General features: G+C 60.8%; 28 protein-coding genes and 1 riboswitch. Of the genes, 12 read left to right on the top strand and 16 right to left on the bottom strand.

Annotated features, from left to right (window positions below; genetic code table 11):
* Positions 1–49: 49 nt before the first annotated feature.
* The 3 genes from trhA to QRN60_RS03940 form a co-directional block, all read right to left on the bottom strand.
* Positions 50–718: a PAQR family membrane homeostasis protein TrhA gene (gene trhA, locus QRN60_RS03950; protein ID WP_129564550.1), complete on the bottom strand. Its 669-nt coding sequence runs from the start codon at positions 716–718 to the stop codon at positions 50–52.
* A gap of 283 nt (positions 719–1,001) precedes the next feature.
* Positions 1,002–1,322, bottom strand: coding sequence for a TraR/DksA family transcriptional regulator (locus QRN60_RS03945; protein WP_003509276.1), 321 nt, complete (start codon positions 1,320–1,322; stop codon positions 1,002–1,004).
* 61 nt (positions 1,323–1,383) lie between these two features.
* Positions 1,384–1,794: a universal stress protein gene (locus tag QRN60_RS03940; protein WP_003509277.1), complete on the bottom strand. Its 411-nt coding sequence runs from the start codon at positions 1,792–1,794 to the stop codon at positions 1,384–1,386.
* A gap of 278 nt (positions 1,795–2,072) precedes the next feature.
* Here QRN60_RS03940 and QRN60_RS03935 point away from each other — a divergent pair, with 278 nt between their 5' ends.
* Together QRN60_RS03935 and QRN60_RS03930 are read left to right on the top strand one after the other, a co-directional pair.
* Complete coding sequence (locus QRN60_RS03935) at positions 2,073–2,933, top strand: VOC family protein (RefSeq protein WP_031234474.1); 861 nt, start codon at positions 2,073–2,075, stop codon at positions 2,931–2,933.
* Between the two features lie 84 nt (positions 2,934–3,017).
* Positions 3,018–4,214, top strand: a complete 1,197-nt coding sequence (locus tag QRN60_RS03930) for an AI-2E family transporter (protein WP_003509280.1) — start codon at positions 3,018–3,020, stop codon at positions 4,212–4,214.
* Between the two features lie 28 nt (positions 4,215–4,242).
* Here QRN60_RS03930 and QRN60_RS03925 read toward each other — a convergent pair whose 3' ends face one another.
* The 4 genes from QRN60_RS03925 to QRN60_RS03910 all read right to left on the bottom strand — a co-directional run bounded on the left by QRN60_RS03925 (position 4,243) and on the right by QRN60_RS03910 (position 7,627).
* Complete coding sequence (locus QRN60_RS03925; RefSeq protein WP_065694908.1) at positions 4,243–5,322, bottom strand: bifunctional transcriptional activator/DNA repair enzyme AdaA; 1,080 nt, start codon at positions 5,320–5,322, stop codon at positions 4,243–4,245.
* A 112-nt stretch (positions 5,323–5,434) separates the two neighbouring features.
* Positions 5,435–6,160: a polysaccharide deacetylase family protein gene (locus tag QRN60_RS03920; RefSeq protein ID WP_129564551.1), complete on the bottom strand. Its 726-nt coding sequence runs from the start codon at positions 6,158–6,160 to the stop codon at positions 5,435–5,437.
* Between the two features lie 51 nt (positions 6,161–6,211).
* Positions 6,212–7,120: a dihydrodipicolinate synthase family protein gene (locus tag QRN60_RS03915; RefSeq protein ID WP_129564552.1), complete on the bottom strand. Its 909-nt coding sequence runs from the start codon at positions 7,118–7,120 to the stop codon at positions 6,212–6,214.
* Positions 7,121–7,225: 105 nt separating this feature from the next.
* Positions 7,226–7,627 (bottom strand): DUF930 domain-containing protein, encoded by a 402-nt coding sequence (locus tag QRN60_RS03910; protein ID WP_003509289.1) that lies wholly within the window; start codon positions 7,625–7,627, stop codon positions 7,226–7,228.
* A gap of 223 nt (positions 7,628–7,850) precedes the next feature.
* Between QRN60_RS03910 and QRN60_RS03905 the strand changes: the two genes are divergently transcribed.
* Positions 7,851–9,950, top strand: a complete 2,100-nt coding sequence (locus QRN60_RS03905) for a S9 family peptidase (protein WP_129564553.1) — start codon at positions 7,851–7,853, stop codon at positions 9,948–9,950.
* Between the two features lie 278 nt (positions 9,951–10,228).
* On the opposite strand, the gene QRN60_RS03900 is transcribed toward QRN60_RS03905, so the two are convergent.
* Positions 10,229–10,360 (bottom strand): hypothetical protein, encoded by a 132-nt coding sequence (locus tag QRN60_RS03900; protein ID WP_284764952.1) that lies wholly within the window; start codon positions 10,358–10,360, stop codon positions 10,229–10,231.
* Between the two features lie 83 nt (positions 10,361–10,443).
* On the opposite strand from QRN60_RS03900, the gene QRN60_RS03895 reads away from it, so the two are divergent.
* The 4 genes from QRN60_RS03895 to QRN60_RS03880 all read left to right on the top strand — a co-directional run bounded on the left by QRN60_RS03895 (position 10,444) and on the right by QRN60_RS03880 (position 14,372).
* Complete coding sequence (locus QRN60_RS03895; RefSeq protein WP_111784557.1) at positions 10,444–11,454, top strand: ABC transporter substrate-binding protein; 1,011 nt, start codon at positions 10,444–10,446, stop codon at positions 11,452–11,454.
* Positions 11,455–11,704: 250 nt separating this feature from the next.
* Positions 11,705–12,613 carry an ABC transporter permease gene (locus tag QRN60_RS03890; protein ID WP_174069511.1) on the top strand — a complete coding sequence of 303 codons (909 nt, stop codon included), beginning with the start codon at positions 11,705–11,707 and terminating at the stop codon, positions 12,611–12,613.
* The gene (locus QRN60_RS03885; RefSeq protein ID WP_129564556.1) at positions 12,606–13,712 is read left to right on the top strand and encodes a quaternary amine ABC transporter ATP-binding protein; all 1,107 of its coding nucleotides are present in this window, start codon (positions 12,606–12,608) and stop codon (positions 13,710–13,712) included. The genes QRN60_RS03890 and QRN60_RS03885 overlap by 8 nt, the downstream gene beginning before the upstream one ends.
* A gap of 372 nt (positions 13,713–14,084) precedes the next feature.
* Entirely contained in the window at positions 14,085–14,372 is a 288-nt protein-coding gene (locus tag QRN60_RS03880) for a hypothetical protein (protein WP_111780987.1), read from the top strand.
* Positions 14,373–14,382: 10 nt separating this feature from the next.
* Here the strand turns inward: QRN60_RS03880 and dmeF are convergent, their stop codons facing one another.
* Both dmeF and dmeR read right to left on the bottom strand, forming a co-directional pair.
* A complete protein-coding gene (gene dmeF, locus QRN60_RS03875) occupies positions 14,383–15,402 on the bottom strand; it encodes a CDF family Co(II)/Ni(II) efflux transporter DmeF (RefSeq protein WP_129564557.1) in 1,020 nt (339 codons plus the stop codon).
* 53 nt (positions 15,403–15,455) lie between these two features.
* A complete protein-coding gene (gene dmeR, locus QRN60_RS03870) occupies positions 15,456–15,728 on the bottom strand; it encodes a Ni(II)/Co(II)-sensing transcriptional repressor DmeR (RefSeq protein WP_003509296.1) in 273 nt (90 codons plus the stop codon).
* Between the two features lie 129 nt (positions 15,729–15,857).
* Here dmeR and QRN60_RS03865 point away from each other — a divergent pair, with 129 nt between their 5' ends.
* The 4 genes from QRN60_RS03865 (at position 15,858) to QRN60_RS03850 (ending at position 18,013) form a co-directional block, all read left to right on the top strand.
* On the top strand, positions 15,858–16,208 hold the full coding sequence (locus QRN60_RS03865; protein WP_080865991.1) for a hypothetical protein: 351 nt from the start codon (positions 15,858–15,860) through the stop codon (positions 16,206–16,208).
* 110 nt (positions 16,209–16,318) lie between these two features.
* Positions 16,319–16,732 carry a MerR family transcriptional regulator gene (locus QRN60_RS03860; protein ID WP_003509303.1) on the top strand — a complete coding sequence of 138 codons (414 nt, stop codon included), beginning with the start codon at positions 16,319–16,321 and terminating at the stop codon, positions 16,730–16,732.
* Between the two features lie 204 nt (positions 16,733–16,936).
* Positions 16,937–17,425, top strand: coding sequence for a GNAT family N-acetyltransferase (locus QRN60_RS03855; protein WP_003509304.1), 489 nt, complete (start codon positions 16,937–16,939; stop codon positions 17,423–17,425).
* A gap of 21 nt (positions 17,426–17,446) precedes the next feature.
* Entirely contained in the window at positions 17,447–18,013 is a 567-nt protein-coding gene (locus QRN60_RS03850; protein ID WP_003509305.1) for a type 1 glutamine amidotransferase family protein, read from the top strand.
* A gap of 171 nt (positions 18,014–18,184) precedes the next feature.
* Here QRN60_RS03850 and QRN60_RS03845 read toward each other — a convergent pair whose 3' ends face one another.
* From QRN60_RS03845 to QRN60_RS03820, 6 genes are all read right to left on the bottom strand, one after another.
* Complete coding sequence (locus QRN60_RS03845; protein ID WP_111780990.1) at positions 18,185–18,499, bottom strand: hypothetical protein; 315 nt, start codon at positions 18,497–18,499, stop codon at positions 18,185–18,187.
* 4 nt (positions 18,500–18,503) lie between these two features.
* Positions 18,504–19,217, bottom strand: coding sequence for a CbtA family protein (locus QRN60_RS03840; protein WP_111834902.1), 714 nt, complete (start codon positions 19,215–19,217; stop codon positions 18,504–18,506).
* 11 nt (positions 19,218–19,228) lie between these two features.
* Positions 19,229–19,411, bottom strand: a complete 183-nt coding sequence (locus QRN60_RS03835; protein WP_003509308.1) for a CbtB domain-containing protein — start codon at positions 19,409–19,411, stop codon at positions 19,229–19,231.
* Between the two features lie 162 nt (positions 19,412–19,573).
* Positions 19,574–19,807, bottom strand: a riboswitch (cobalamin riboswitch).
* 48 nt (positions 19,808–19,855) lie between these two features.
* Complete coding sequence (locus QRN60_RS03830) at positions 19,856–20,776, bottom strand: c-type cytochrome (protein WP_099085563.1); 921 nt, start codon at positions 20,774–20,776, stop codon at positions 19,856–19,858.
* A gap of 90 nt (positions 20,777–20,866) precedes the next feature.
* Positions 20,867–21,301 (bottom strand): c-type cytochrome, encoded by a 435-nt coding sequence (locus QRN60_RS03825; protein WP_165000645.1) that lies wholly within the window; start codon positions 21,299–21,301, stop codon positions 20,867–20,869.
* Between the two features lie 119 nt (positions 21,302–21,420).
* On the bottom strand, positions 21,421–22,050 hold the full coding sequence (locus QRN60_RS03820) for a LysE family translocator (RefSeq protein WP_003522261.1): 630 nt from the start codon (positions 22,048–22,050) through the stop codon (positions 21,421–21,423).
* Between the two features lie 133 nt (positions 22,051–22,183).
* On the opposite strand from QRN60_RS03820, the gene QRN60_RS03815 reads away from it, so the two are divergent.
* Entirely contained in the window at positions 22,184–22,903 is a 720-nt protein-coding gene (locus QRN60_RS03815; RefSeq protein WP_060723928.1) for a helix-turn-helix transcriptional regulator, read from the top strand.
* Positions 22,904–22,960 lie beyond the last annotated feature (57 nt).

The following is a 22,960-nucleotide window of genomic DNA, read 5'->3' as shown; positions in this document are numbered from 1 at the left end:
GAGGTGGCGCAATGTCCAGCGCCTCGCTCGCCTGTCGAAAACGTGGGCTTCAGGATGCCAGCGGAACGAGGCTGAACGAGGTGACCACGGCGAAATAGTGAACCGCGGCGGCGGAAACCACGAAACCATGCCAGATGGCATTCTGGAACCGCAACTTTTCCCAGACATGGAAGATGACGCCGAGCGAATAGATGACGCCGCCGGCAACGATGAGCCAGAGCGTGACCGGCGAAAGATGTGTCGACAGGGGCTCGACCACCATGATGCCGCTCCAGCCCATGGCGAGATATAGGCCGATGGCGACCCGGTCGTAACGGCCGGGAAACAGGCATTTGAGCAGGATGCCGCAGAGTGCCGCAAGCCAGATCAACCCCAGCATGACGGCAATCAGCGGATCGTCGATACCGCGCATCAGAAAGGGCGTATAGGTGGCGGCGATGAGGATGAAGATCGCCGAATGATCCAGCCGGCGCAGGAACCATTTCACCCTGGAGTGCGGCCAGATATTATAGGTGAAGGAGACGGAAAGACAGGCGACAAGGCCGAGACCGTAAATCCACGCGGCGGCGACCGCGCTGAGGCTGCCCCACGCCATCGCGTAAAAAATCAGCGCCGTCGCGCCGATAAGCGCAAACACGATGCCGACCCCATGGACGATGCCATCGGCGACAATCTCGTGAAAATCATACTGGCGCCCGAACCGCCACATCTCGCTCATGGTCCATTCCCGTCTGCGTGCTTTCATCAAAGCATGGAGCCAATATTAGACAGGAACAAGACAGCGGCCGGTTAACGGCAATCAAATTGCGTTCGAGACTGTCGCGAAAAGAGAGGTCCGCCGTTTCCCTCATTCCTGTGCTTTCACAGGAATCCAGCCGACGCGCGTCTTCGCGGCGAAAGGACTCTTCTCAGCCCAAGGACTTGGTCTGGCTGGATCCCTGTGACAAGCACAGGGATGAGGGTGAGAAAGGGCGGACGCAACATGTCACCACAAAAATATTTCACAACGCCGCAGCGCATTCCTGACAAAACGGCGTATAGGGCACCGCCTTCAGCCGATCCTCCGAAATCTTCTTGCCGCATTTGACGCAGGTGCCGAAGGTGCCGCTCGCGATGCGGTCGAGTGCGGCGTCGATGGCGCGCAGCTCGTCCTGCCCCACCTGCCCCAGCTCGTCCAGCACCTCGTCATTGCTGCGTTCGCTGGCGCGATCCTCGTCATCGGGATTGCGAGGCTCTTCGAAATCAGCCTCGATCTTGTGCAGGCGGCGATAAAGCTCGCGCTGGCGGTCACGCAGGATTTTCTCGTAAGTTTCGACATTCATGGTATTTTCCTCCAGCCGGTGCGGGCGGAAAACCCGCCCGCAACCCAAAAACGTCAAGCTTTTATCGATCCACCAGCACCGAGCATTTGGCGTGGCGCACGACGCGGTCGGCGGTGGCGCCGATGAAATAATTGCTGAAATCAGGCGTGTGCGATGCGATGATGATGAGGTCAGCCTTATGTTCCTCGGCGGCGGCGATGATCTCGCGCGCGGGTGCGCCGCTTCTGATTTCCTGGCTGCCCTTGAAACCGGCCCTGGTCTTGAGGTCCGAAAGCTTGGTCTTGGCGTCCTTGATGGCGTTTTCGATCAGGTCGACAGGCAGATCGATCGCCATATAGCCCGGCAGTTCCTCGACAACGTTGATGAGAACGATCTCGCCGTCCGGATCCAGCAGCGCCTTGGCCTTTTCGAGAATCTTTTCCCCCTTGTCGGTGGCGCTGAGGTCTACCGGTACGATGATCTTCTTGTACATGGCTGTCTCCTTTGGCTTGATCCGCCGTTTGGCGTGTCGGGCTAGACTTATATTTCCCCGCCCGCGCAGCCTTCACCTTGATCGAAGTCAAAGCCGGAGCCGGGCCCGAACGGGGCATTGTCAACGAATAGTGGACAGTCAATCGCCAGACGGTGATCTTTGCTGAACGACGAAACCAGCCCATATTCGCCTTCGACAAACGCCGCAAAGCGGCGTCGGCCGATAGTTTCGGCGACCGATCCGCCCCGGGGCGCTTCGGATTCAATATGGAGATCATGATGAGTGAAATCAAACAATTCGCCCTGACGCGGCCGGCCTATGTCGGCCAGGCGCATCTCGTCGTTCACGATCTGCCGCGCGTTTCGGATTTCTACCAGAAGATCATCGGTCTTTCCGTTCTTGAAAAGAACCCGAGCGGCGAAGTGCTTGGTATCGGCGGCCAGCCGCTTCTGACACTTTCCACCTCCAGCACGGCGGAACGCGCGCCGCGCAATGCGGCAGGCCTGTTCCACACGGCCTTCCTGATGCCGAGCCGGAACGACCTGGCCCATTGGCTGGCGCATGCCGCCCATAACAATATCCAGTTTCAGGGCGCATCCGACCATCTGGTGAGCGAGGCGATCTATCTCGCCGACCCGGAAGGCAACGGCATCGAGGTCTATCGCGACCGTTCGCCGGATGAATGGACCTACCAGCCTGATGGCACGGTTGAGATGGCCACGCTCGGCCTCAACCTTCAGGCGCTTTATGACAGCGCGCCGAAGACCGCATTCACCGGTGCGGCGGAGGGAACCGCCATCGGCCATATCCATCTGCAGGTCGGCAATATTCCGCAGGCGGATGAGTTTTATCAGGGTGTGCTGGGGCTGAAGATCATGGCGCGGTATCCGGGTGCGAGTTTCTTCGGCTCCGGGGCCTATCACCACCATGTGGCCGCCAATATCTGGAACAGCCGCGGCGCTGCGGCCCGCAAGGACAATATGACCGGCCTTTCCGGCTATTCGCTGAAATTCAACGAACAGGCCGCGCTCGACACGGCTGTTGCCGCACTCGACCGGCTGGAAATCGCCACCGAAAGGCAAAGCGACGGCATCGTCCTCAGAGATCCCTGGGGAATTGGGCTAAAGCTTTCCGCCTAAAGCAAAAAGGGGCGGCAGAAATTTCTGCCGCCCCGGAACCGCCACATTTTTCGAACGTTTGTCACCTTATTGGGGGACAGTTCGATGAATGAAAATGCCAGGCCGGAGAAGACCGGCAGCTTGGTCAGCACCGGGGCAAACGCCGGCGCCACCGCCGGAACCATTCCGGCAACAAGAGCGGACCCGCTGGAAGTACCGGCTTCCGCCCCACGCCGTGACGATGCGCGCAGCCAGCAGCCGCTTGGCCGCGAAGCGCTGGATGTGGTCGTCGCCTGGTCGGTGATCGGCATCTTCCTCATCATGCTGATGGCGGTCATCCACGAATTGTCGCTCATCCTCATTCCGGTGGTGATGGCCATCGTAGTCGGCATGATCCTCGGCATCGCCGCTGAAAAACTCGGCTCCTACGGCATTCCCGGTTTCGGCGTTGCGCTTATCCTGTCGAGCCTCGTGGCGGCGGTGATGTTTTTCGTCATCAATTCGCTGACCGAGCCGCTCTCGCTCCTCGCTTCCGAAGGCCCGGCGCTGATTGAACGCAGCATCGATCGTTTCCTGCCCTATCTGCAAAGCCTGCGATGGCTGAATATTTCGGCGGCCAGTTTCAGCATGGGGTCAATGTCGATGGAATCGCTGATTTCGCGCAGCGGCGAGATCATCTCCGTGCTCGGCTCCAACATCACCCCCGCGGTCATTCAGGGCCTGATCTTCCTCGCTGCGCTGCTGATGTTTCTCTATAGCCGGCTGCGGCTGCGCAAGGCGATCATCATGGCCTTTCCGGCCCGCCACCAGCGGCTTCGCACCATCCGCATCATCGGCTCGGTGGAAGAGGTGCTCGGCACCTATTTCGCCACGGCGGCGCTGATCTATGCCGGGCTTGGGGTGACGATGGTGGTCATCGCCTATTTTGGCGGGCTGGCCATGCCGCTGCTCTGGGGGCTGTTTGCCTTCCTCTCCAGCTTCGTGCCGTTTCTCGGCATCACCGCCATGACGATTTCGCTGACGGTGGCAGGCATCATCACCCATGACAACATCGTCCTGGCGCTTCTGCCGGCGGCGATCTTCTTCACCATTCACCTGCTGATGGAAAACCTCGCCTTTCCGGCGGTCGTTGGCCGCAACATGGAGATCAACCCCTTCCTCGTCTTCGTGATGATCATCTTCTGGACGTGGATGTGGGGGGCGGCCGGCGCCATGCTCGCCCTGCCGCTGTCGCTGATCGCGATGACGGTGACGCGGGAGCTATTCCCCTCGCGCCGGGTTGTGCCAAACTTGCCTGCCTAGCCTTTTCCGAAAGGCGCATCAGGGCCGCTCAGGAAGCGAGCGGCATACCTTCGCGGGTTGCCATGCGGCGCTCGTGCTCGATCAGCCACTTCTTGCGCCACAGCCCGCCGCCATAACCGGTCAGGCTGCCATCCGCGCCCAGCACCCGATGGCACGGGACGACGATTGCGATCTGGTTGGCGCCATTGGCGCGGGCCACCGCGCGCACGGCAGACGGCCTTTCCATGGTGGTTGCAAGCGAGGAATAGCTGACGATCTCCCCCGCCGGAATTTCCCGCAGGCTGCGCCAGACATCGCGCTCGAAGGGCGTGCCGTGGCCAGCAAGCCTTGTCTCGAAGGCGGCAGAATGCCCGGCGAAATAAGCCTTGAGTTCCGCTTCAATCTGGCCGGTCACCGCCGTACGGCCCAGCACCATATCCGCGCCGGTGCGCGTCTTCAGCCGCTTCAGCTCGGCGGGAAGCGCCGGCCGGTCGGCAAATTCGAGGAGATGCAGGGCATGATCGTCGGCGACGACGAGCATCGGGCCGATCGGCGTATCGATCCAGTCGCCCTTCAGGAAGCCCTTGCCCTTCATGGCCATGGGTGAAGCGCCGAAGAACTGGTTGATGGCGGCGCGGAAACCGCTGCCGGAATCGTAACCGGCATCGATCTGCGCACCGATCACCGCTTCGCCGGAAGCAATGCTCTCCGCCGCATCGCCCAGCCGGCGCAATCTCGCGATTTCCAGGAAGCTCATGCCGAAACGGCGCTTGAAAGTGCGGCGCACGGTGGAAGGATCATGGCCGAGCGCCACCACATCCTCCTCGCGCCAGCGCCGCGCCGGTTCGTTTTCCAGCGCCGTCAGCAGCGAGGTGACGGTCTCATCGGCGGTGCCGTAGGACAACATCGGCTTGCAGCGTTTGCAGGGGCGGAAACCCGCCTCCAGGCATTCGGCGATGGTCTCGCGGAACCGGCAGTTCTCGATCTTCGGTTTGCGCGCCGTGCAGGTGAAACGACAGAAGATCTTCGTCGAGGTCACGCAGACATAGGCCACGCCCTCATAGGCGGGGTCCTTGTTCACAAGGGCTGAATACAGGGTTTCGGTGTCGGGGCGTTTGAACAGCATCATGGGGAGGATGCTAGCGCAAATTTAAGCGGCATGCCGCCGAAAAACGGGCGTGGATGTGGCTCATCTCCCTCTTTCCTGTGCTCGTCACAGGAATGAGGAAGGAGCTTCCCCTTCAATTCCCCGGCGGCGCGAAGGACGGGTCGTCCAGCCTTGTGAAAATCACGCCGCGCGCCTTCAGCGCCAGAAGGCCTTTCACCACGCCCTCACCCGCTTCATGGGTGGGCTGGTTGATATGGGAGATGATGACATCGCCGTCCTTGGCGGAAGCGATGTGTTTCGCCGTCGTGGCCGCACCCAGCAGCGAGCCGCCATCGCCATTCACGGAATAACCCGCCACCCGCATGCCAAGCCGGTTGATGGTGGCCATGGACGAGCCTGTGTATTTGGCCGTCGCCCCCCGGAACCATTGCGGCTGGATGCCGGTAGCGGCGACGATCGCCTGACGGCCACCCTCCACTTCCTGCTCGACCGCGGCTTGCGAACCGGCGGCGGCAATGCCGTAGATGGAAACGGGCTTGTCCACCGCCGGCACATGGTTTTCGCCGTGATTTTCGATCTCGAACAGATCCGGATGCGCCATGAGCGTGGCCAGCGCCTCGCTGTTATGTTTCAGCCAGCGGGCGGTGACGAAGATCGTCGCGGGAATGCGCTCGCGCACCAGCGTATCGAGGATGCGGTGATCGGTCTTGCCCATGCAGGCATCCAGCGTCATCGCCACCCGCACCCTGCCGTCATGCTGCGGCGTCATTTTCAGCGACGGCTCGACAAGGCCGGTTCCCGCAAAAGCGGCTGAAGAGGCGGAGAGAAACAGGGCGGCAATGAAGAGGCGACGCAGCATTTTATATTCCGGAGTGTGAAGAGGTGGCAATCCGCCTGCAAAGCGCCCGAATTATGGCGCGGTTTCCAGCACGGACAGGGCTTCCAGCGCCTCTTCCACCCGCTGGCGTTCCGCGCTGGTGAGCGGCAGGATCGGCCGCGGCGGTTCACTCACCGTCAGCGATAGGATATTGGCGGCGGCGTAAACAACGCGGATGCTGCCGAATTCCCTGAACAGCGCCCAGAGCGGCTGGAAGGCCGCATCGATCCGTTTCGCCTCTTCCGCATTGCCGGCCTGAGCCGCCCGTATTAGCCGCAGGGCCGGAACCGGCAGCAGGCCGGCAACGACGCTGTACCATGTGTCGCCGCCGGCAAGTGTGGCGTCGGCACAGCCCCAGTCGCCGCTGTAACCAATGGCGAAATCCTCCGACAGCTTGGGGCGCAGCCGCGCGAGCTCGCCGGCATAATCGGAATCGGCCGGCAGCGGCATCTTGATGGCGCGGATATTCGGGATATAGGCGAGCCGCACCAGAAGCTCGTCGCTGAAGGCAAACCGGGTGGTCGTCGGGTTGTTGTAGATGGCGAGCGGCAGGGCCGTCGCGCCAGCCACGGCGGCGAAATGGTGATAGGCCTCTTCCTGCGTCAGCGGCGTGTAGGACACGGGTGCCAGCAGCAGCGCACCGGCGCCGGCGACTTCCGCATCCCTGGCAAGCGCAACGGCCTCATCGGTGCGCAAAGCGCCGACACCCGCCATCAATATGCGCCTGCCCTTAAGGATGGCGGCGGCGGCCTCGATGGCGCGACGTCTCTGTTCCCGCGTGAGATACATGTAGATGCCGGTGCTGCCGAGAATGCCGATGGAATCGACCGCGGCCGTATCCAGCCGCTCGATCAGGGCCGAGAAGGCTTCAACATCGACCCGCCCCGCTTCATCGGCCGGCGTAATCGGAAAAGCCGAAAGTCCCTTGAATCGTCTCGTCATGTCTATGCCCCTCACTTCGATCGGAAGTCAGGGTTACAGAGCCGACCGCGCGGCCGCAACAAAAGCGGCGGCTAAACGCTGGCCTGAAATCGAAAAATTCCGTGCTCAGTCATAAAGATACAACTTCTTCCACTGCTCTTCGGGAATCTTGTCCCCCACACGGTAGTCGAAGGACTGGATGCTGAGGCTGTCGCTCTTCAGCTGGCACTTGTATTTGAGCTTGTACCATTCGCCCGCGCTTCTGAAGACCGCACCCGGCGCCTTGATGGAGTTCTTGCCCACTTCCGGGTCGCCGAACGTATAGGCGATGACCTTGTCCGGCCGCATGCCCTTTTGCTCTGTCGCTATCCTCTCCATCGCCTCGATATCGCAGCGCTGCTCCAGGCGTTCTTCGGGGGCCAGCGCATTCAGCTGCCGCATGACGCTGGCGTCGATCGCGAAAGCGGGGGTGAAGGCCTGCAGGCTGAGGAAAAAGGCAGAGAGGGCAGCGGGAAGAAGCTTTCGCATGGGGTCCTGTCAGTTTTTTCGTTTGTTCTTGTCGATCGCGGCAGGCCGGACGGCCGACGCGCATCATCGCCGATTTGCCGGATATTGCCAAAATGTGATCGAAAGCTGACGAAATTGTGCCCGAGCCGCATTCCGCCTGTGGAGATTTGAAACTTGATCGGCCGCAAGCCGCACTCTACATCTTGGTGCCGCCCAAGAATTTTTACAGGAAAGCGAGTTTCCCTTGCCGATTTTCAAGAACCTGCCCATTGCCCCGACCGCCGAAAAACGGCCCGTCCAGGATACGCATCACGGCATAACCCGCACCGACGATTACGCATGGTTCCGGGCCGATAACTGGCAGGCCATGTTCAAGGACCCCACCCTGCTCGACCCGGCCATTCGCGCCCATCTGGAGGCGGAAAACGCCTATATGGAAGCGGCCATGGGCGACACCAAGGCGCTTCAGGAAAAGCTGTTCGAGGAAATGAAGGGCCGCATCAAGCAGGATGATTCCTCCGTTCCTGTTAATGACGGGCCTTACGCCTATGGCACGCTGTTCGTGACCGGCGGTGAGCAGCCGCATTATTTCCGCACCCCGCGTGATGGCGGCGAAAAACATGTGCTGTTGAACGGCGACAAAGAAGCGGAAGGCAAGGATTATTTCCGTCTTGCCGGTCTCGACCAGTCCTCCGATCACAGTCACGGCATCTGGGGGTATGACGACAAGGGTTCGGAATATTTCACCCTGCGCATCCGCAATCTCGAAAGCGGCGAGGACCTTGCCGACGTCGTGGAAAACACCGGCGGCGGCGGCGCATGGGCGCCCGATGGCAAGAGCTTTTTCTATACGCTGCAGGACGAAAACCACCGTCCTTCGAAGGTTTTCCACCATATCATCGGCGAGCCGCAATCGGCCGACCGGCTGGTTTATGAGGAAAAGGATCCCGGCTTCTTCATGGGCGTCGGCGCGTCGGTGCTCGACGATTTCATCTTCATCGACATTCACGACCACGAGACCAGCGAATACCGCATTCTCTCCACCAGGGACCTGATGGCTGAGCCTGCTATCGTGGCGGAGCGCGAAGAGGGTATCGAATATTCGATGTGCGAAGGCGGTGATGTCTTCTTCATCCTCACCAATGACGGCGACGCCAAGGATTTCCGCATCGTGGAAGCGCCGGTCACCGCACCCGGCAAGGAAAACTGGAAAGAGGTGGTTCCGCATGAGCCGGGCCGCCTGATCCTCTCCGTCGACGCCTATGCCCGCCATCTGATCTGGCTGGAACGCCGCGACGGCCTGCCGCGCATCGTCATCCGTGACCGGAGGTCCGGCGAGGAACATTCCATCGCCTTTGCCGAAGAGGCCTATTCGCTCGGCCTGCATGGCGCGGCGGAATATGACACCGACGTCATCCGTTTCTCCTACTCCTCGATGACGACGCCGAGCCAACTGTTCGATTACGACATGGTGACGCGTGAGCGCACGCTTCTGAAGACGCAGGAAGTACCATCAGGCCACAATCCGGATGACTACATCACCCGCCGCATCATGGCGCCTGCGCATGATGGCGAACTGGTGCCGGTCTCCCTGCTCTATCGCAAGGATGTGGCGCTCGACGGTTCCGCCCCCTGCCTGCTTTATGGCTACGGCGCTTACGGCATCACCATTCCCGCCTCCTTCTCCACCACCACGCTGTCTTTGGCCGACCGTGGTTTCATCTATGCCATCGCCCATATTCGCGGCGGCAAGGACAAGGGTTTCGAGTGGTACGAAACCGGCAAGATGGAAGCCAAGCAGAACACCTTCAAGGATTTCATCGCCGCGGCTGACCATCTGGTTCAGGAAGGTTTCACCTCCTATGAGGGCATCATCGCCGAAGGCGGCTCGGCCGGCGGCATGCTCATGGGGGCTGTCGCCAATATGGCGCCGGAGAAATTCGCCGGCATCATCGCCGCCGTTCCCTTCGTGGACGTGCTGACGACCATGCTCGATGACACACTGCCCCTGACCCCGCCGGAATGGCCGGAATGGGGCAATCCGCTGGAATCGGAAGAGGAATACGGCTGGATCGCCGCCTACAGCCCCTATGACAATGTCGGCGCCAAGGCCTATCCGCCGATCCTCGCGCTTTCCGGCCTTACCGATCCGCGCGTGACCTATTGGGAGCCGACCAAATGGGTGGCGAAGCTGCGCGAAAGGACAACGGGAGAAGCGCCCATCCTGCTGAAGACCAACATGGCGGCCGGCCATGGCGGGAAATCGGGCCGTTTCCAGCGGCTTGAAGAAATCGCCTTCGAATACGCCTTCGCCCTGAAGGTGGCCGGCAAGGACGCCGTGTGACGGCCTGACATTAAAACGGGCGGCGATTCCGTCGCCGCCCGACCCATGAGAGATAAAAATACCCACAAAAATCATCTTTTCGAACATTTATTCTAGAAAATATCGATTGTATCTTTTCTTTAAATTTCACTTGTCACATCATTGGATTTTTATTTCTAGTTATTGCAACCAACAATATATCCAACTTAAATCAGAATAACTATCATGTATTATTCGAAATAGGGAAATGTTCCAAAAATCGAATGCATGGCTGCGATGCGTCATTTCGCGTTGCAATATCACTTTTTGGCCGTATTATGCCGGTCGTTGACATATTCATGCGCCTTTTCGCCGCTTTTCTTGCGGCAATGCCGCAGCGTGTTCTGCGGATATTCTTCTCGCCGTATTTTTTCGGCTTTTCCACGCGCCATGTCAGTTCGCCCTTGGCAATCCGGGCTTTGCAGTGCTCCCGCTTTGCCAACTGAAAACACTGCATCAGACTTGGAGGTCTCCTATGAAGAAACTCCTGGCCTCGACCATTCTCGTAACGGGCTTTACCATCGCTGCCGGTGCAGCACATTCCGCCAAGGCCGCCGATAGCTGCGGCAGCATCACCATCGCCGAAATGAACTGGGCATCCGCGGGTGTCGCGGCTTATGTCGACAAGTTCATTATGGAAAACGGCTATGACTGCACGGTCAATGTCGTCACCGGCGACACCATGCCGACCTTCGCTTCCATGAACGAAAAGGGCCAGCCGGACATGGCCCCCGAATTATGGGTGAACGCCGTGCGCGAACCGCTCAGCGCCGCCGTCAAGGACGGCCGCATGATCGAAGCGTCGAAAATCCTGAGCGAAGGCGGCATCGAAGGCTGGTGGATCCCGAAATTCATCGCCGACGCACACCCCGACATCAAGACCGTCGAAGACGCGCTAAAGCACCCCGAACTATTCCCCGCCCCGGAAGACGCCAGCAAAGGCGCCGTGCACAATTGCCCATCCGGCTGGAACTGCCAGGTGACGACCGCCAATCTCTACAAGGCGCGCGAAGGCGACAAAAAGGGCTTCACGCTGGTCGACACCGGTTCGGCCGCCGGTCTTGACGGCTCTATCGCCAACGCTTTTGAAAAGAAGCAGGGCTGGCTCGGCTATTACTGGTCGCCCACCGCCATTCTCGGCAAATACGAGATGGTGAAGCTGGACGACGGCGTCGAACTCGACCGCGCCCATTTCGACGAATGCACGGCGAAGGTCGATTGTGCCGATCCCAAGGTCAATGCCTATCCGGTGGCGGATGTCTTTACGGTCATCACCAAGGACTTCGAAGGCAAGGCCGGGGTGACGATGGACTACATCAAGGCCCGCAACTGGGACAACAAAACGGTCGCCGAGATCCTTGCCTGGATGGATGAAAATCAGGGCACCAACGAGGACGGCGCGGAGTATTTCCTCGAAAACCATGAGGACATCTGGACGAAGTGGGTTCCGGCCGAGGTGGCGGAGAAGATCAAGGCTTCGATGTGATTGGTTGATGGGGGGAAGCTTCGGTTTTTATCCGTGGCTTTACCCCCCTCTGTCCTGCCGGACATCTCCCCCACAAGGAGGGAGATCGGCTGGGCGCACCCTTCTCCCAAATCCGCAACGTGTGTCATGGGCGAGACCTTACCGCAGGTCGATCTCCCCCCTTGTGGGGGAGATGTCCGGCAGGACAGAGGGGGGTGCCCCAGCCGCCGCCCGCCGCCCACCCCCCCAACCCAAAGGGAAAACAACAATAATGGCCCTCTGTAACTATCTGCCGGACATGCTCTGCAAGTTCCCGGCCATCGACAACTCCACGATGCGTGTGGCGCGCAAAACCATCGATGACGGTTTTCGCGACATCGTGCGCAATTATGGCGATGCGATCGACGTCGTCGTGCATCCCCTGCAACTCTTCCTCAATGCCTCGGAGCGGCTGTTCATCCAGACGCCGTGGATCATCACGATGCTGGTCATTCTGGCCATCGTGCATCTGGCCGGGCGCAGCTTCAAGATCACTGGCGGCACCGCCATCTCCCTGCTGATGATCGGCGCCGTCGGCCTCTGGCGCGACGCCATGACGACGCTCTCCATCGTCGCCATCGCCACGCTGATCGCCATCGTCATCGGCCTGCCGCTCGGCATCCTGATGGGACGTTCGGAACGCCTGCAACGCCTCATCAATCCCGTGCTCGACGTGATGCAGACCCTGCCGAGCTTCGTATATCTCATCCCCGTGGTGGTGATTTTCGGCATCGGCAAGGTTCCGGGCCTGATCGCAGTGGTGATCTACGCCATTCCGCCCGTCATCCGCCTCACCAGCCTCGGCATTCGGCTCGTTGACCGGGAAGTGCTTGAGGCGGCCGACGCCTTCGGCTCCTCCAATGGCCAGAAGCTGTTCAACGTGCAGCTGCCGCTGGCGCTGCCGACCATCATGACCGGCATCAACCAGACCATCATGATGGCGCTCGCCATGGTCGTCGTCGCCTCCATGGTCGGTGTCGGCGGGCTCGGCAAGAACGTGCTGCAGGCCATCAACAACCAGTTCTTCACGGTGGGCTTCCTGAACGGTTTCGCTCTGGTCGCCATCGCCATCATGTTCGACCGGGCGAGCCAGGCTTTCGGCAAACGCCTGCAGAAATACCGCGAGGTTTCCCATGGCTAAAAGCATCGAAATCAGGAATCTTTACAAGATCTTCGGCAGGCATCCCGAGAAATACCTCCAAGCTGTGCGATCAGGCATGGACAAGGTCGAGCTGAACGACAGACACAACCACGTCCTCGGCCTCAACAACATCAACATCACCATGCCGGGCGGCAAGATCACCGTCGTCATGGGGCTTTCCGGCTCCGGCAAGTCGACGCTGATCCGCCACATCAACCGGCTGATCGACCCGACGGCGGGTGAAGTTCTCTATGACGGCGAGGATATCTGCGGCATGAGCGCCTCGGCGCTGCGGCAATTCCGCCGCCACAAAACGGCGATGGTATTCCAGAAATTCGGCCTTCTGCCGCATCGCACCGTGCTGGAAAACAGCGTTTACGGCCTCGATATTCAGGGCGTGCCGCGCAAGGAGAGCGAGGAGAAAGGCCGTTATTGGCTGAATCGTGTCGGCCTGGAGGGGTATGAGGATTATTATCCGAACCAGCTTTCCGGCGGCATGCAGCAGCGTGTGGGCCTTGCCCGCGCGCTTGCCAATGACGCCGATATTCTGCTGATGGACGAGGCCTATTCGGCGCTTGATCCGCTGATCCGTGTCGATATGCAGACCATGCTGCTCGATCTGCAGCAGGAGTTGAAGAAGACCGTGGTGTTCATCACCCACGATCTCGACGAGGCGCTGAGACTCGGTGACCACATCGCCATTCTCAAAGACGGCGAAGTGGTGCAGCAGGGCGACGGCCAGAGCATCATCCTCTCACCGGCAGATGGTTACGTCACCGACTTCGTGCGTGACGTCAATCGCAGCCGTGTGCTGCAGGCAACCGCTGTCATGGAACCGCTCGAAAGCCGCCCCGAAGGCATGGCCGTGCCGGAAAACGCGACGCTGGAAACAATCGCCCGCGACATGTCGGAAGCCAACGAAACGACCGCCCATGTGGTGGACGAGGACGGCAAGCCCGTCGGCAGCATCGGTCTCGACACGCTGGTGGCCGCGATGGTGACGCCCGCGCCGCAGGAGGCGGAGGTTAAGGTGGAAGCGGCGGAGGAGCCGGAGAAGCCTGGGGAAACGGTTGTTCCGGTGGAGAAAGAAACGGCTTGATCCGGCATTCCGGGAGCTGACTAGCCTTGCCGCACACTCCACGTCATCCTCGCCCTTGAGGCGAGGATCCATTTTGCGCCAGTAAGTCCCCGGTTATGAATCCTCGCCTCAAGGGCGAGGATGACGTGGAGTGTGCGGCAAGGCGTATTTCAGTGCCAACCTTGAGCCCAGGTGTCAGCGTCCAAGTGCCAGCGCCCACATGCTCTCCCTCGCCGCCGTGCGAAATCAGGGTACCGCCTTCAGTCATGCAAAAACGAAGCACTACTTCGCCGGCTGTCAACCCTCGGCGATCGCTGCAGCGCAGCAAGCGCAAGTTTCGGACAAGTCCCCGCCGTTAACTATTCGTTAACTTTTGAACGCGGAATCACCGACATGCAGATTGAAAGCAATATCGGCGGATATAATTACCAGGGGCGTGTTCGCGAGCTTGAAAAAGCCGGCGGCGCGCAGAATGCGGTTGAAGAACAGGCCGTCAAACGCAGCCCCGGCAACCCGACCGTTTCCAGCACCATTCTTTCCCAGTCGCTGGCCAATGTGCTGTGGGCTGTCGGCAATGGCAGCGCGCCCGCTTATCAGGATACGGCCGCGGCTTCCGCCGAGGACAAGGCGGAAGCACAGGCGGAATGGGTGCGCAGCGCCTATTCGGAATATACCGAATAACCGGTTCCAATCAGGCCCTTGCCGGGCTCACTTCCACCGTCACATGGGACAGTTCATGTATGGCGGCAAGTTTCTGCTTGTAGAAAGCCGGCGCCTTCGGCGCCTGCGAATGGATCGCCACGATGGCGGCGTGATGCCCCGGCCCCACCTGCCAGACATGCAGGTCGGTGATGCGATCCTCTTCCGTCTCCACGCTTTCACGGATTTCCTGCGGTAAATCCTCCGCCGGCGGCAGCGCATCAAGCAGGGTCGTCGCCGTGGAACGGATCAGCCCCCATGACCAGCGGGCAATGACCAGACCGCCTACGATACCCATGGCCGGATCAAGGAACGACCATCCGTTCCATTTGCCAAGCAGCAGCGCGACGATGGCGAGAACCGAGGTCAGCGCATCCGCCAGCACATGCAGATAGGCCGCGCGCAGATTATTGTCCCTGCCGCCCTTTGCGCCGGGGTCAGCATGGTGGCCGGCATGCGAGCCATGATCATGATGGGCGTGGCTGCCATGGCCGTGATGGGCATGCGAGCCGTGGGCGTGTCCATGCCCATGCCCATAATCGTGGTGATGATCATCCTTCAGCAGCACGGCGCTGAGAAGATTGACGGCAAGGCCGATGATGGCGACGAGAATAGCCTGGTTGAAATCGATTTCGACGGGATTGAATAGGCGCATAGCGCTTTCCACGGCAATCAGCAGCGCCACCACCGCCAGCACGATCGCGCTGGCAAAACCCGCGAGATCGCCGAACTTGCCGGTGCCGAAGGTGAAGCGCGGGTTGCGCGCCTCACGACGGGCATAAAGATAAGCCAAGGCCGAAATCAGCATCGCGCCCGCATGGGTGGACATGTGCCAGCCATCCGCCGTCAGCGCCATGGAGCCGTACCAGTGGCCGGCAACGATTTCCGCCACCATCATGGCCGCAGTCAGCGCAATGACCATCCAGACGCGCCTCTCATTGCGCTCATGGTTCTGGCCGAGGAAAACATGGTCATGACCGGCTGCTGCGCGGTGTTCGGATGTCGTCATCATGTCGCTCAATCCTGTTTGCTACTGGCCTGCCTGATCTGCTGGCCCATTCGATTTCACCGGATGTAGGTCTTCAGCACCTGGGCCAGCTCTTCCGCCGCCCGGGCCCGTTCGTCTTCGTTTTCGGCATGCACCACATGCTCATGCAGATGCTCCTGCATCACCTCCCCCGTCAGTCCGGAAAGTGCGCCCCGCACCGAAGCGAGCAATTGCAGCACCTCGCCGCAGGGCTTGGCATCATCAAGCGCACGCTCCACCGCTTCCATCTGCCCTTTCAGGCGGCGGATGCGGGCGAGAAGCTTCTCCTTGTTGCGGATCGTATGGGACATGGGGACCTCATATAGTATAGGGGGGTATACTATATGAGCGAGATTTTCCGTTCAAGCCCCGCTTGACGCAATCTTCGCGAATGTTTCGACCCTTAAAAAATCTCCCCATGAAACTTAGGGGACTCAGTCATGACGACTATCGCAGCAACCATCAGCAGCTATCATCCCACTCCGCTCCGGAGCCTTGAGCCGGCGAGAGGCAAGGAAACCCATTCCACCACCGAAGCCCTGCTGGAGCTGACCCGCGCCGCGCATCGCACCATTTCAAGCGTCGAAACCGCTGCCACGGCCATCGCGCCGGCCGCCGCCAGTGCTTCCTTCGGCCTCGCCACAGCACTCTGGAATCTCGACAGCGGCACCTCCACGACAACGCCCGCCCTGGACATGGCCGCATCGGCACAGCCAGAAGCCGCATCCGGCATCGAGAACGATGTCCTCAAAGCGCTCGCCCAGGCGCTTGGCGTGGATGACGCCGCCTGAGACCCATTGAATGGCGGGCTGAAAAGCAATATCTCTAGAGACTAGAGCATCGACCCTGAACGGCGAAGCCACCCCGTTCTCCCGTCTTTGCCCGAGATATGGAGAAAGTCATGCTGTCCATCGGTGAATTGTCCAAACGTACCGGCGTCAAGGTGCCGACGATCCGCTATTACGAGCAGATGGGCCTCATCCGCGAGGCCGACCGTTCGGAGGGCAATCAGCGCCGTTACGAAAAGGCCGACCTCGACCGGCTGGCCTTCATCCGCCATGCGCGGGATCTCGGGCTGAACATCGACGCCATCCGCGAACTGATCGCGCTTAGCCAGCACCGGCAGATGCCATGCGAGGGCGCGGACCGCATCGCTGCCGAACATCTCGCCCATGTGCGAGAAAAGATCGCCAGCCTCAAGAAGCTGGAGCACGAGCTGGAGCGCATCGTCTCCCACTGCCACGGCCATTCGATCGAGGATTGTTACGTCATCCGCGCGCTTTCCAATCATGACATGTGCGAGGGCGAACATTGATCGGAAAACCGGGCTTGACAGACTACGGATTCGGGCGCATTGCATTTCCCATGATCAACGAACGCGCACCCATCTCCTGCTCGTACTTTTGGGCCTACCTCTAAGGGCGGCTCGACAGATCATGTTGTCAACAAGCCGCCGTCAGGCGGCTTTGTTGTTTCTCAAGCGTCCTGACGGCACCGATAAGACCAAAGGACCGAAAAAATGACCGAAGATAGCTCCCTTACACTGGAAAGACCGCCCGTCGTCATCATTCGTGGCGCACGCAAGACGGACTTGCCCGAACTCAACGAGATGATCACGCTGCTTGCCTCCTACCACGGCGATGCGGCGGCGATCACGCCGGCGAAACTGGAACGCGACCTGTTCGGCCCGCTGCCCTGGGTGCATGGCCTCGTGGCCGAAGCCGATGGCGCGCTGATCGGTTACGCCCTGCTTCTGCCGCTCTACAGGGCGCAGGAAGGCCGGCGCGGGCTTGAGCTGCATCATCTCTTCGTGCGTGACGGCCATCGCGGCCATGGCACCGGCCAGCATCTGGTTTCCCGCGCCCGCGATATCGCCAAGCGTCTCGGCTGCGACTATCTTTCCGTCAGCGCCACAACAGGCAATGTCGCGGCGCATCGCTTCTACGAAAACATGGATTTCGCGCCCCGGCCGGTTACCGGCATGCGCTACATGCAGTCAATTGCCTGATTGGCATCAACGGAGACGACCATGACACGGATCGCCATTGCGCTCGCGCAGGATTTTGCTGACTGGGAACCGGCGCTGCTTGCTGCCGCAGCGCGCGGCTATCTCGGCGTCGAAATCATCTATGCCACGCCTGATGGCCGGCCGGTAACGTCCATGGGCGGGCTGAATGTAACGCCTGACACATCCTATGACGCGCTTGATCCTGTTGGCATCGATGCGCTTGTCATTCCCGGCGGTCTCAGCTGGGAAAAGGGAACGGCTGTCGATCTTGGCGGGCTGGTGCACCGGTTTCGCGACAGGGACCGGCTGGTGGCCGGCATCTGTGCGGCGGCGAGCGCGCTCGGCGGCACGGGCGTTCTGAACGATGTCGCCCATACCGGCAATTCGCTGGCATCGCACAAGGCCTATGCCGTCTATAGCGGCGAGGCGCTTTATCGCGACCAGCCGAAAGCAGTCAGCGATCGCGGCATCATCACGGCCGCCGGCAGCGCGCCGGTGAGTTTTGCGGTGGAAATCCTGAAACACCTCGGCCTCTTTGGTCCGGAAGCCGAGGCGGAACTTCAGGTTTTTGCGGCGGAGCATCGCTGAGGCGCAGCCGTCTCGGTTGTTTGCACTCCCTCTACTCCCCGTCATTCCCGCCTTGGGCCGGAATCCAGCCGACGCGCGTCTGCGCGGCGGAAAGACTCCTCTCAGCCCAAGGACTTGGGCTGGCTGGATCCCGGCTCGAGGCCGGGATGACGGAGGTGAGAACAGCGATGATTATCGCTGATCCAGCACCCGGCAAACACGTGCTGCGTGATCGCCGCCCTCCCCGGCAATCGCCCGGCGAATATCGCGGCTGTTCAAATGCAGGCTACGGCCGGCAGGTGAATTTGCACGTTTTATCTTGGCAAGTGCCGCCGCCACAAAGGCGGCCTCATGGTCGTGGAAAAAGGCAAGAGCCGCCTCTTCTGTAGGGCTCGGCCCCAGCACCGCCTTGAAGGCAAGGCGGTGCACGGCGCAGAAAGCGCCGTGACCGGGAACGGCAAAACGCAGCGCATCGAGTTCCTCACTCCATTCCGCTGCGTCCTGCATGGATTTACGCCTGCTGGAAGCGCTTCAGGAAAAACGCGCTCAATGTTCCGAGCAAAGCCCAGAAAACGAAGCTCGTGATGGTGGCGGCGACGATGAACTGACGCTCCAGCGGCAGCGGCGCCAGCGCATGTTCACCTTCCGGCGGCAGGGGTGCGCCCACCACATGCGGCGCGACGATCAACACCAGCGCCAGAACGATGGCCCAGGGTTCGCGGCGGAATGCGATCAGCGCAATGCCGCCCGCGGTTGCGGCAACCGTGGAGAGCCACCAGATCTGCCGCGCCTCAAGTGCGGCGGCCGGGCTGCCCGGCAGTTCCGGCGGCAGGCCGATCATCGGGGCCAGCATGACGGCGGTAAAACCGGCAACGCCCCAGAGAAGGCCTTCGCGCCAGCCGCCATTCGTGCCACGCAGCGAAATAAGGCCGGTCAGAACAAGCGCATAACCGATGGCGGTCAGGACATTGGCGGCAACGGTATAGGCGGTGCGCTCGAAGCCATCGGCCGGAGCCCAGGCCTCGTCATTGTGCTCATGGGCGGGAACCGCAGCACCGGGCGCCGTCGCATCATGGCTGTGAGGCGCCTCGCCACCGGCGCTCTCATAGGTTTCCGCCTGAAGGATGAGCGGCGTGGTGCCGAAAGCCTGCATGGCAGACACGGCAAAGCCGCCGAGAATGCCGACGAGAACGGCGGTAAAGACGATATTGCGAAAAGATGACATGCCGTTTCCCCTCAATGGCAGGGGAAGGCATTGGCATGACGCGTGTCATGCGCGGCATTGTGAACGGCTTCCACATGGGAAAAGCCGACAAAACCGACAACGAACAGGCCAAGCACGATCGCCGTCAGCGATTGCGCGAAGCTGCCCGTTTTTGCGGAAACGGCTGAATTGGCCGTATTCTGCTGGATGGACATGGTGACCCCTCTCCCGGCGCGACCCCGCGCCTTTAGACACGGCCGAACGGCGGGAGCCGCAAGACCGCATGCGATACACTTCACCACGGGGATACGAGACTGACACAGGGAGGCATTGATCTCGCCACCCTGAAATTCCGCTCTTCCGGACACCCCGCCGGCATGGACATTTCCGTGATGGCAGGTCTCCTGGCTTACGGGTCAAAACCTGAAACACCTTCCCGGCATCGCCCTCCCTGGAAACCTCGGTTCCCGGAAAATGGCTTGCCAGTGGCACTTCGTTTCAGGCTCTCCGCTCACAGTTGCGGGGGCAGCCACGAATGAGGATTTCTCCCTATCGTGTTCCCTTTTCACCTTCCGGAACGCCCGGAAGGAACCATCACAGGATTGTTATCCGATGGGTGGCGGCGGGAGTCAATGGGCGCGCATGCGCCCAGGGGCACCCTACCGCGCCGGAATGGCCTTCAGATAGGCGGCGATCGCATCGCGGTCATCCGCCGTCAGATGCGCCATGTTCTGCTGCACCTTGACCATGGAACCGCCGACGCTGTCGAATTCCGGGGTGAAGCCGGTTTCCAGATAGCTGGCAATATCGGCCTTGGCCCAGCTTCCGATGCTTTGCGAGCCGGGGGTGATGTCAGGAATGCGGCCTTCGCCTTCCGGATTGGGGCCGCCGGCCAGCCACTTATCGGCAAGGAAACCGCCGAGCGCATTGCGCGGCGTATGGCACTCGCCGCAATGGCCCGGCCCTTCCACCAGATATTGACCGCGCAGCAATTCGGCATTGGCATTGGCAAGCTCGACCCGCGGCGGTGCGGAGGGGTCGAAATAAAGGAATTTCCAGCCGCCCAGCGCCATGCGCAGGTTGAAGGGGAACGGTAGCTCATGATCCGGCGCATCGTTCTGGCTGGCCGGCAGGGCTTTCAGATAACCGAAGAGATCGTTGATGTCCTTCTGCGTCATGCGGGCATAGGAGGCGTAGGGAAAGGACGGGTAAAGGTGCTCGCCGTTCCTGCCCACACCACGCGTCATCGCATCGCCGAATTCCGCCAGCGTCCAGCCGCCGATACCATGCTGCGGATCGGAAGAAATATTGGGCACATGAAAGGTGCCGAAGGGGCTTTTCAGCGCCTGCCCGCCCGCAAGCGTCAACAGCGCCTCACCCTTCGCATCGGGTGCGGCATGACAGCTTGCACAGCCGCCCGCCCAGAACAGCGTTTCGCCATTGGCCAGATCCGGTTCGCCAAGGCTGACCCAATGGCTTGGCGCCTGACGTTCCGGCGCGGTGACCCAGGCGAATATGCCGTAGCCCGCAATCGCCGCGACCACGGCCCCGCCAGCGAGTTTCGTCCAGATGGAGGACATACCCCTCTCCCCATTCTCACCTGACCCGGTCAGATGCCTTTCGAGCGTGAGAAAACGCCGCCGGGAAGCGGCGTTTCCAGAATCATTCGATTATTTCTTCAGACGATAGGTCTGGTGGCAGGTGCCGCAATCGGCGCCGAGCGTCTTCATGGCGGTGGCAACGCCCGCCTGATCGCCGGGGAGATTGGCGAGAACGATGTCCGCATCCGTGCCGAGCTTGGCGGCCTTGGCCTTGAAGTCCTCGAAATTTTCCCAGATGGCGGGAGCAGCCGCGCTGCCGGTCTCGGTGCCGGCGGGGAATTGGTCCGGGAAGGCCTTGGCATTGGTGCCGATGGTCGTCACGGCGGCCTTGACGGTATCAGCATCAAAGGGCTTCTCGCCCTTGGAGATAGCGGCGAGCGAACCCATGGCGCCGCCGATCTGCTTCATCATGCCTTCACGTTTTTCGACTTCGCCGGCAGCGTAGACCGCTCCGGCGCAAAGACAGCCGAAAAGCATGGCCGCCGTGATGGTTTTCAGTTTCATGCACACTCTCCTTGATTCCGGCTGGGACACCGGGCGCTAGATGGAACGGCGCGAGGATGCCCTTTCCGGATGGCGAAAAGAAGTCACATTGCGGTGAATTCCATCGTGAAAACAGAAGCCTAAGACAAGGCCTCCCAGAGCGTGAGAAGCGCTGCGGCAATCAGCATGAAACCGGCGGCGCGACCGATGAAGATCGTCGCGGCGGGCGAGGAAACAAGCCATGCCCGGCTTTTATCCGCCGTCAGCGCCAACGCGCCATAGACGGTGAACTGCGTCACCGCCACCATCGCGCCCATCACCAGCCCCTGCATCCAGATTGGGCCATAGGCGGGTTTGAGAAATTGCGGATAGATCGCCATCATGAACAGATAGGCCTTCGGATTGGAAAGGCAGGTCAGCACCGCCCGCCAGAAGGCTTTTCTGACCGAAGCGCTCGCCTGCGCCTCGTCGCCGTTCACGACAATCGCGCTGCGCATCAGGCCGATGCCGATCCAGATCATATAGGCGGCGCCAAAGACCAGAAGCGGCAGAAACAGCGACGGCATCCAGGCGGCGAGCATGCCGACGCCCAACGCGCCGTAAAGCGAATGCACGATGCCGCCGGCGCTCATGCCGCTTGCGGCGGAAAGGCCGGTTCTTTTGCCGCCCGTCAGCGCGCTTGCCAGCACAAACAGCATGTCCATGCCCGGCAGAATGATGATGCCGAACAGGACCAGAAAGAAAAGCCAGAGATTTTCGGCGTAACTCATGTCAGTATCTCCCAAAACGGTTCATGGCACATTCGGGAAAGCCGATGTTTCTCAATGTGTTTCTCCGTTTATAGGAAAGGCCAACTGACAGCGTTGTGTCAGTTGCGTGGCGAAGCAACCGGGAAAAACGGCAATGCGCAAGGCGTCGAGACTGTTCGAGATCATCCAGATCCTGCGGGTGGCGCGCAGGCCGGTCACCGCGCAGACGATTGCCGAGGCGCTGGAGGTGACGGTGCGCTCGGTCTATCGCGACATAGCAGCGCTTCAGACCATGCGCGTGCCGATCGAAGGGGAACGCGGCGTCGGTTATATCCTGCGTCCCGGCTTCAACCTGCCGCCGCTGATGTTTTCCATAGAAGAGACGGAGGCGATCGTGCTGGCGCTCGCCATGGTCGCCCGCACCGGCGATGCCGAATTGCGGCAGGCGGCCAGGCAGGTCAGCGACAAGATCGCCGCCTCCCTGCCCGACCCCCTGTCGAAAACCCTCTCCGCTAATGCCCTGCACGCCTGGGGCAGCATCGCGCCGGCGCCAGCAGGCGTCGATCTTGCCACGGTCAGGCGCGCGGTGCGCGACGAGGAGAAACTGGAAATCACCTATCGCGATGAAGCCGGCGCGGAAACGCAACGACGGATTGGGCCGATTGCGGTGATCTATTATTCCGAAACGGTGAATATCGTCGCCTGGTGCGAACTACGGCAGGCGATCCGCAATTTCCGCTCGGACCGGGTGCTGAGCTGCGACACCACGGGCAGCTTCTTCAAGCTCGAAGGCGAGAAGCTGCGGCAATTGTGGATGAGCGGCTGGCAGAGCAACCAGCCGGGAAACAGAACTCCGGAACGCGCGACAGATTAAGCTGGCGTTGTGCGACGAGCACGAGATAGTGCAGCTCGCAGCCTTTGTTCTCTGTCG

The organism is Agrobacterium sp. CFBP2214, assembly GCF_030209895.1.
Classification (GTDB): domain Bacteria; phylum Pseudomonadota; class Alphaproteobacteria; order Rhizobiales; family Rhizobiaceae; genus Agrobacterium; species Agrobacterium radiobacter.
The sequence above is the reverse complement of the archived record's forward strand: the minus strand, read 5'-3'. Positions and strand labels throughout refer to the sequence as shown.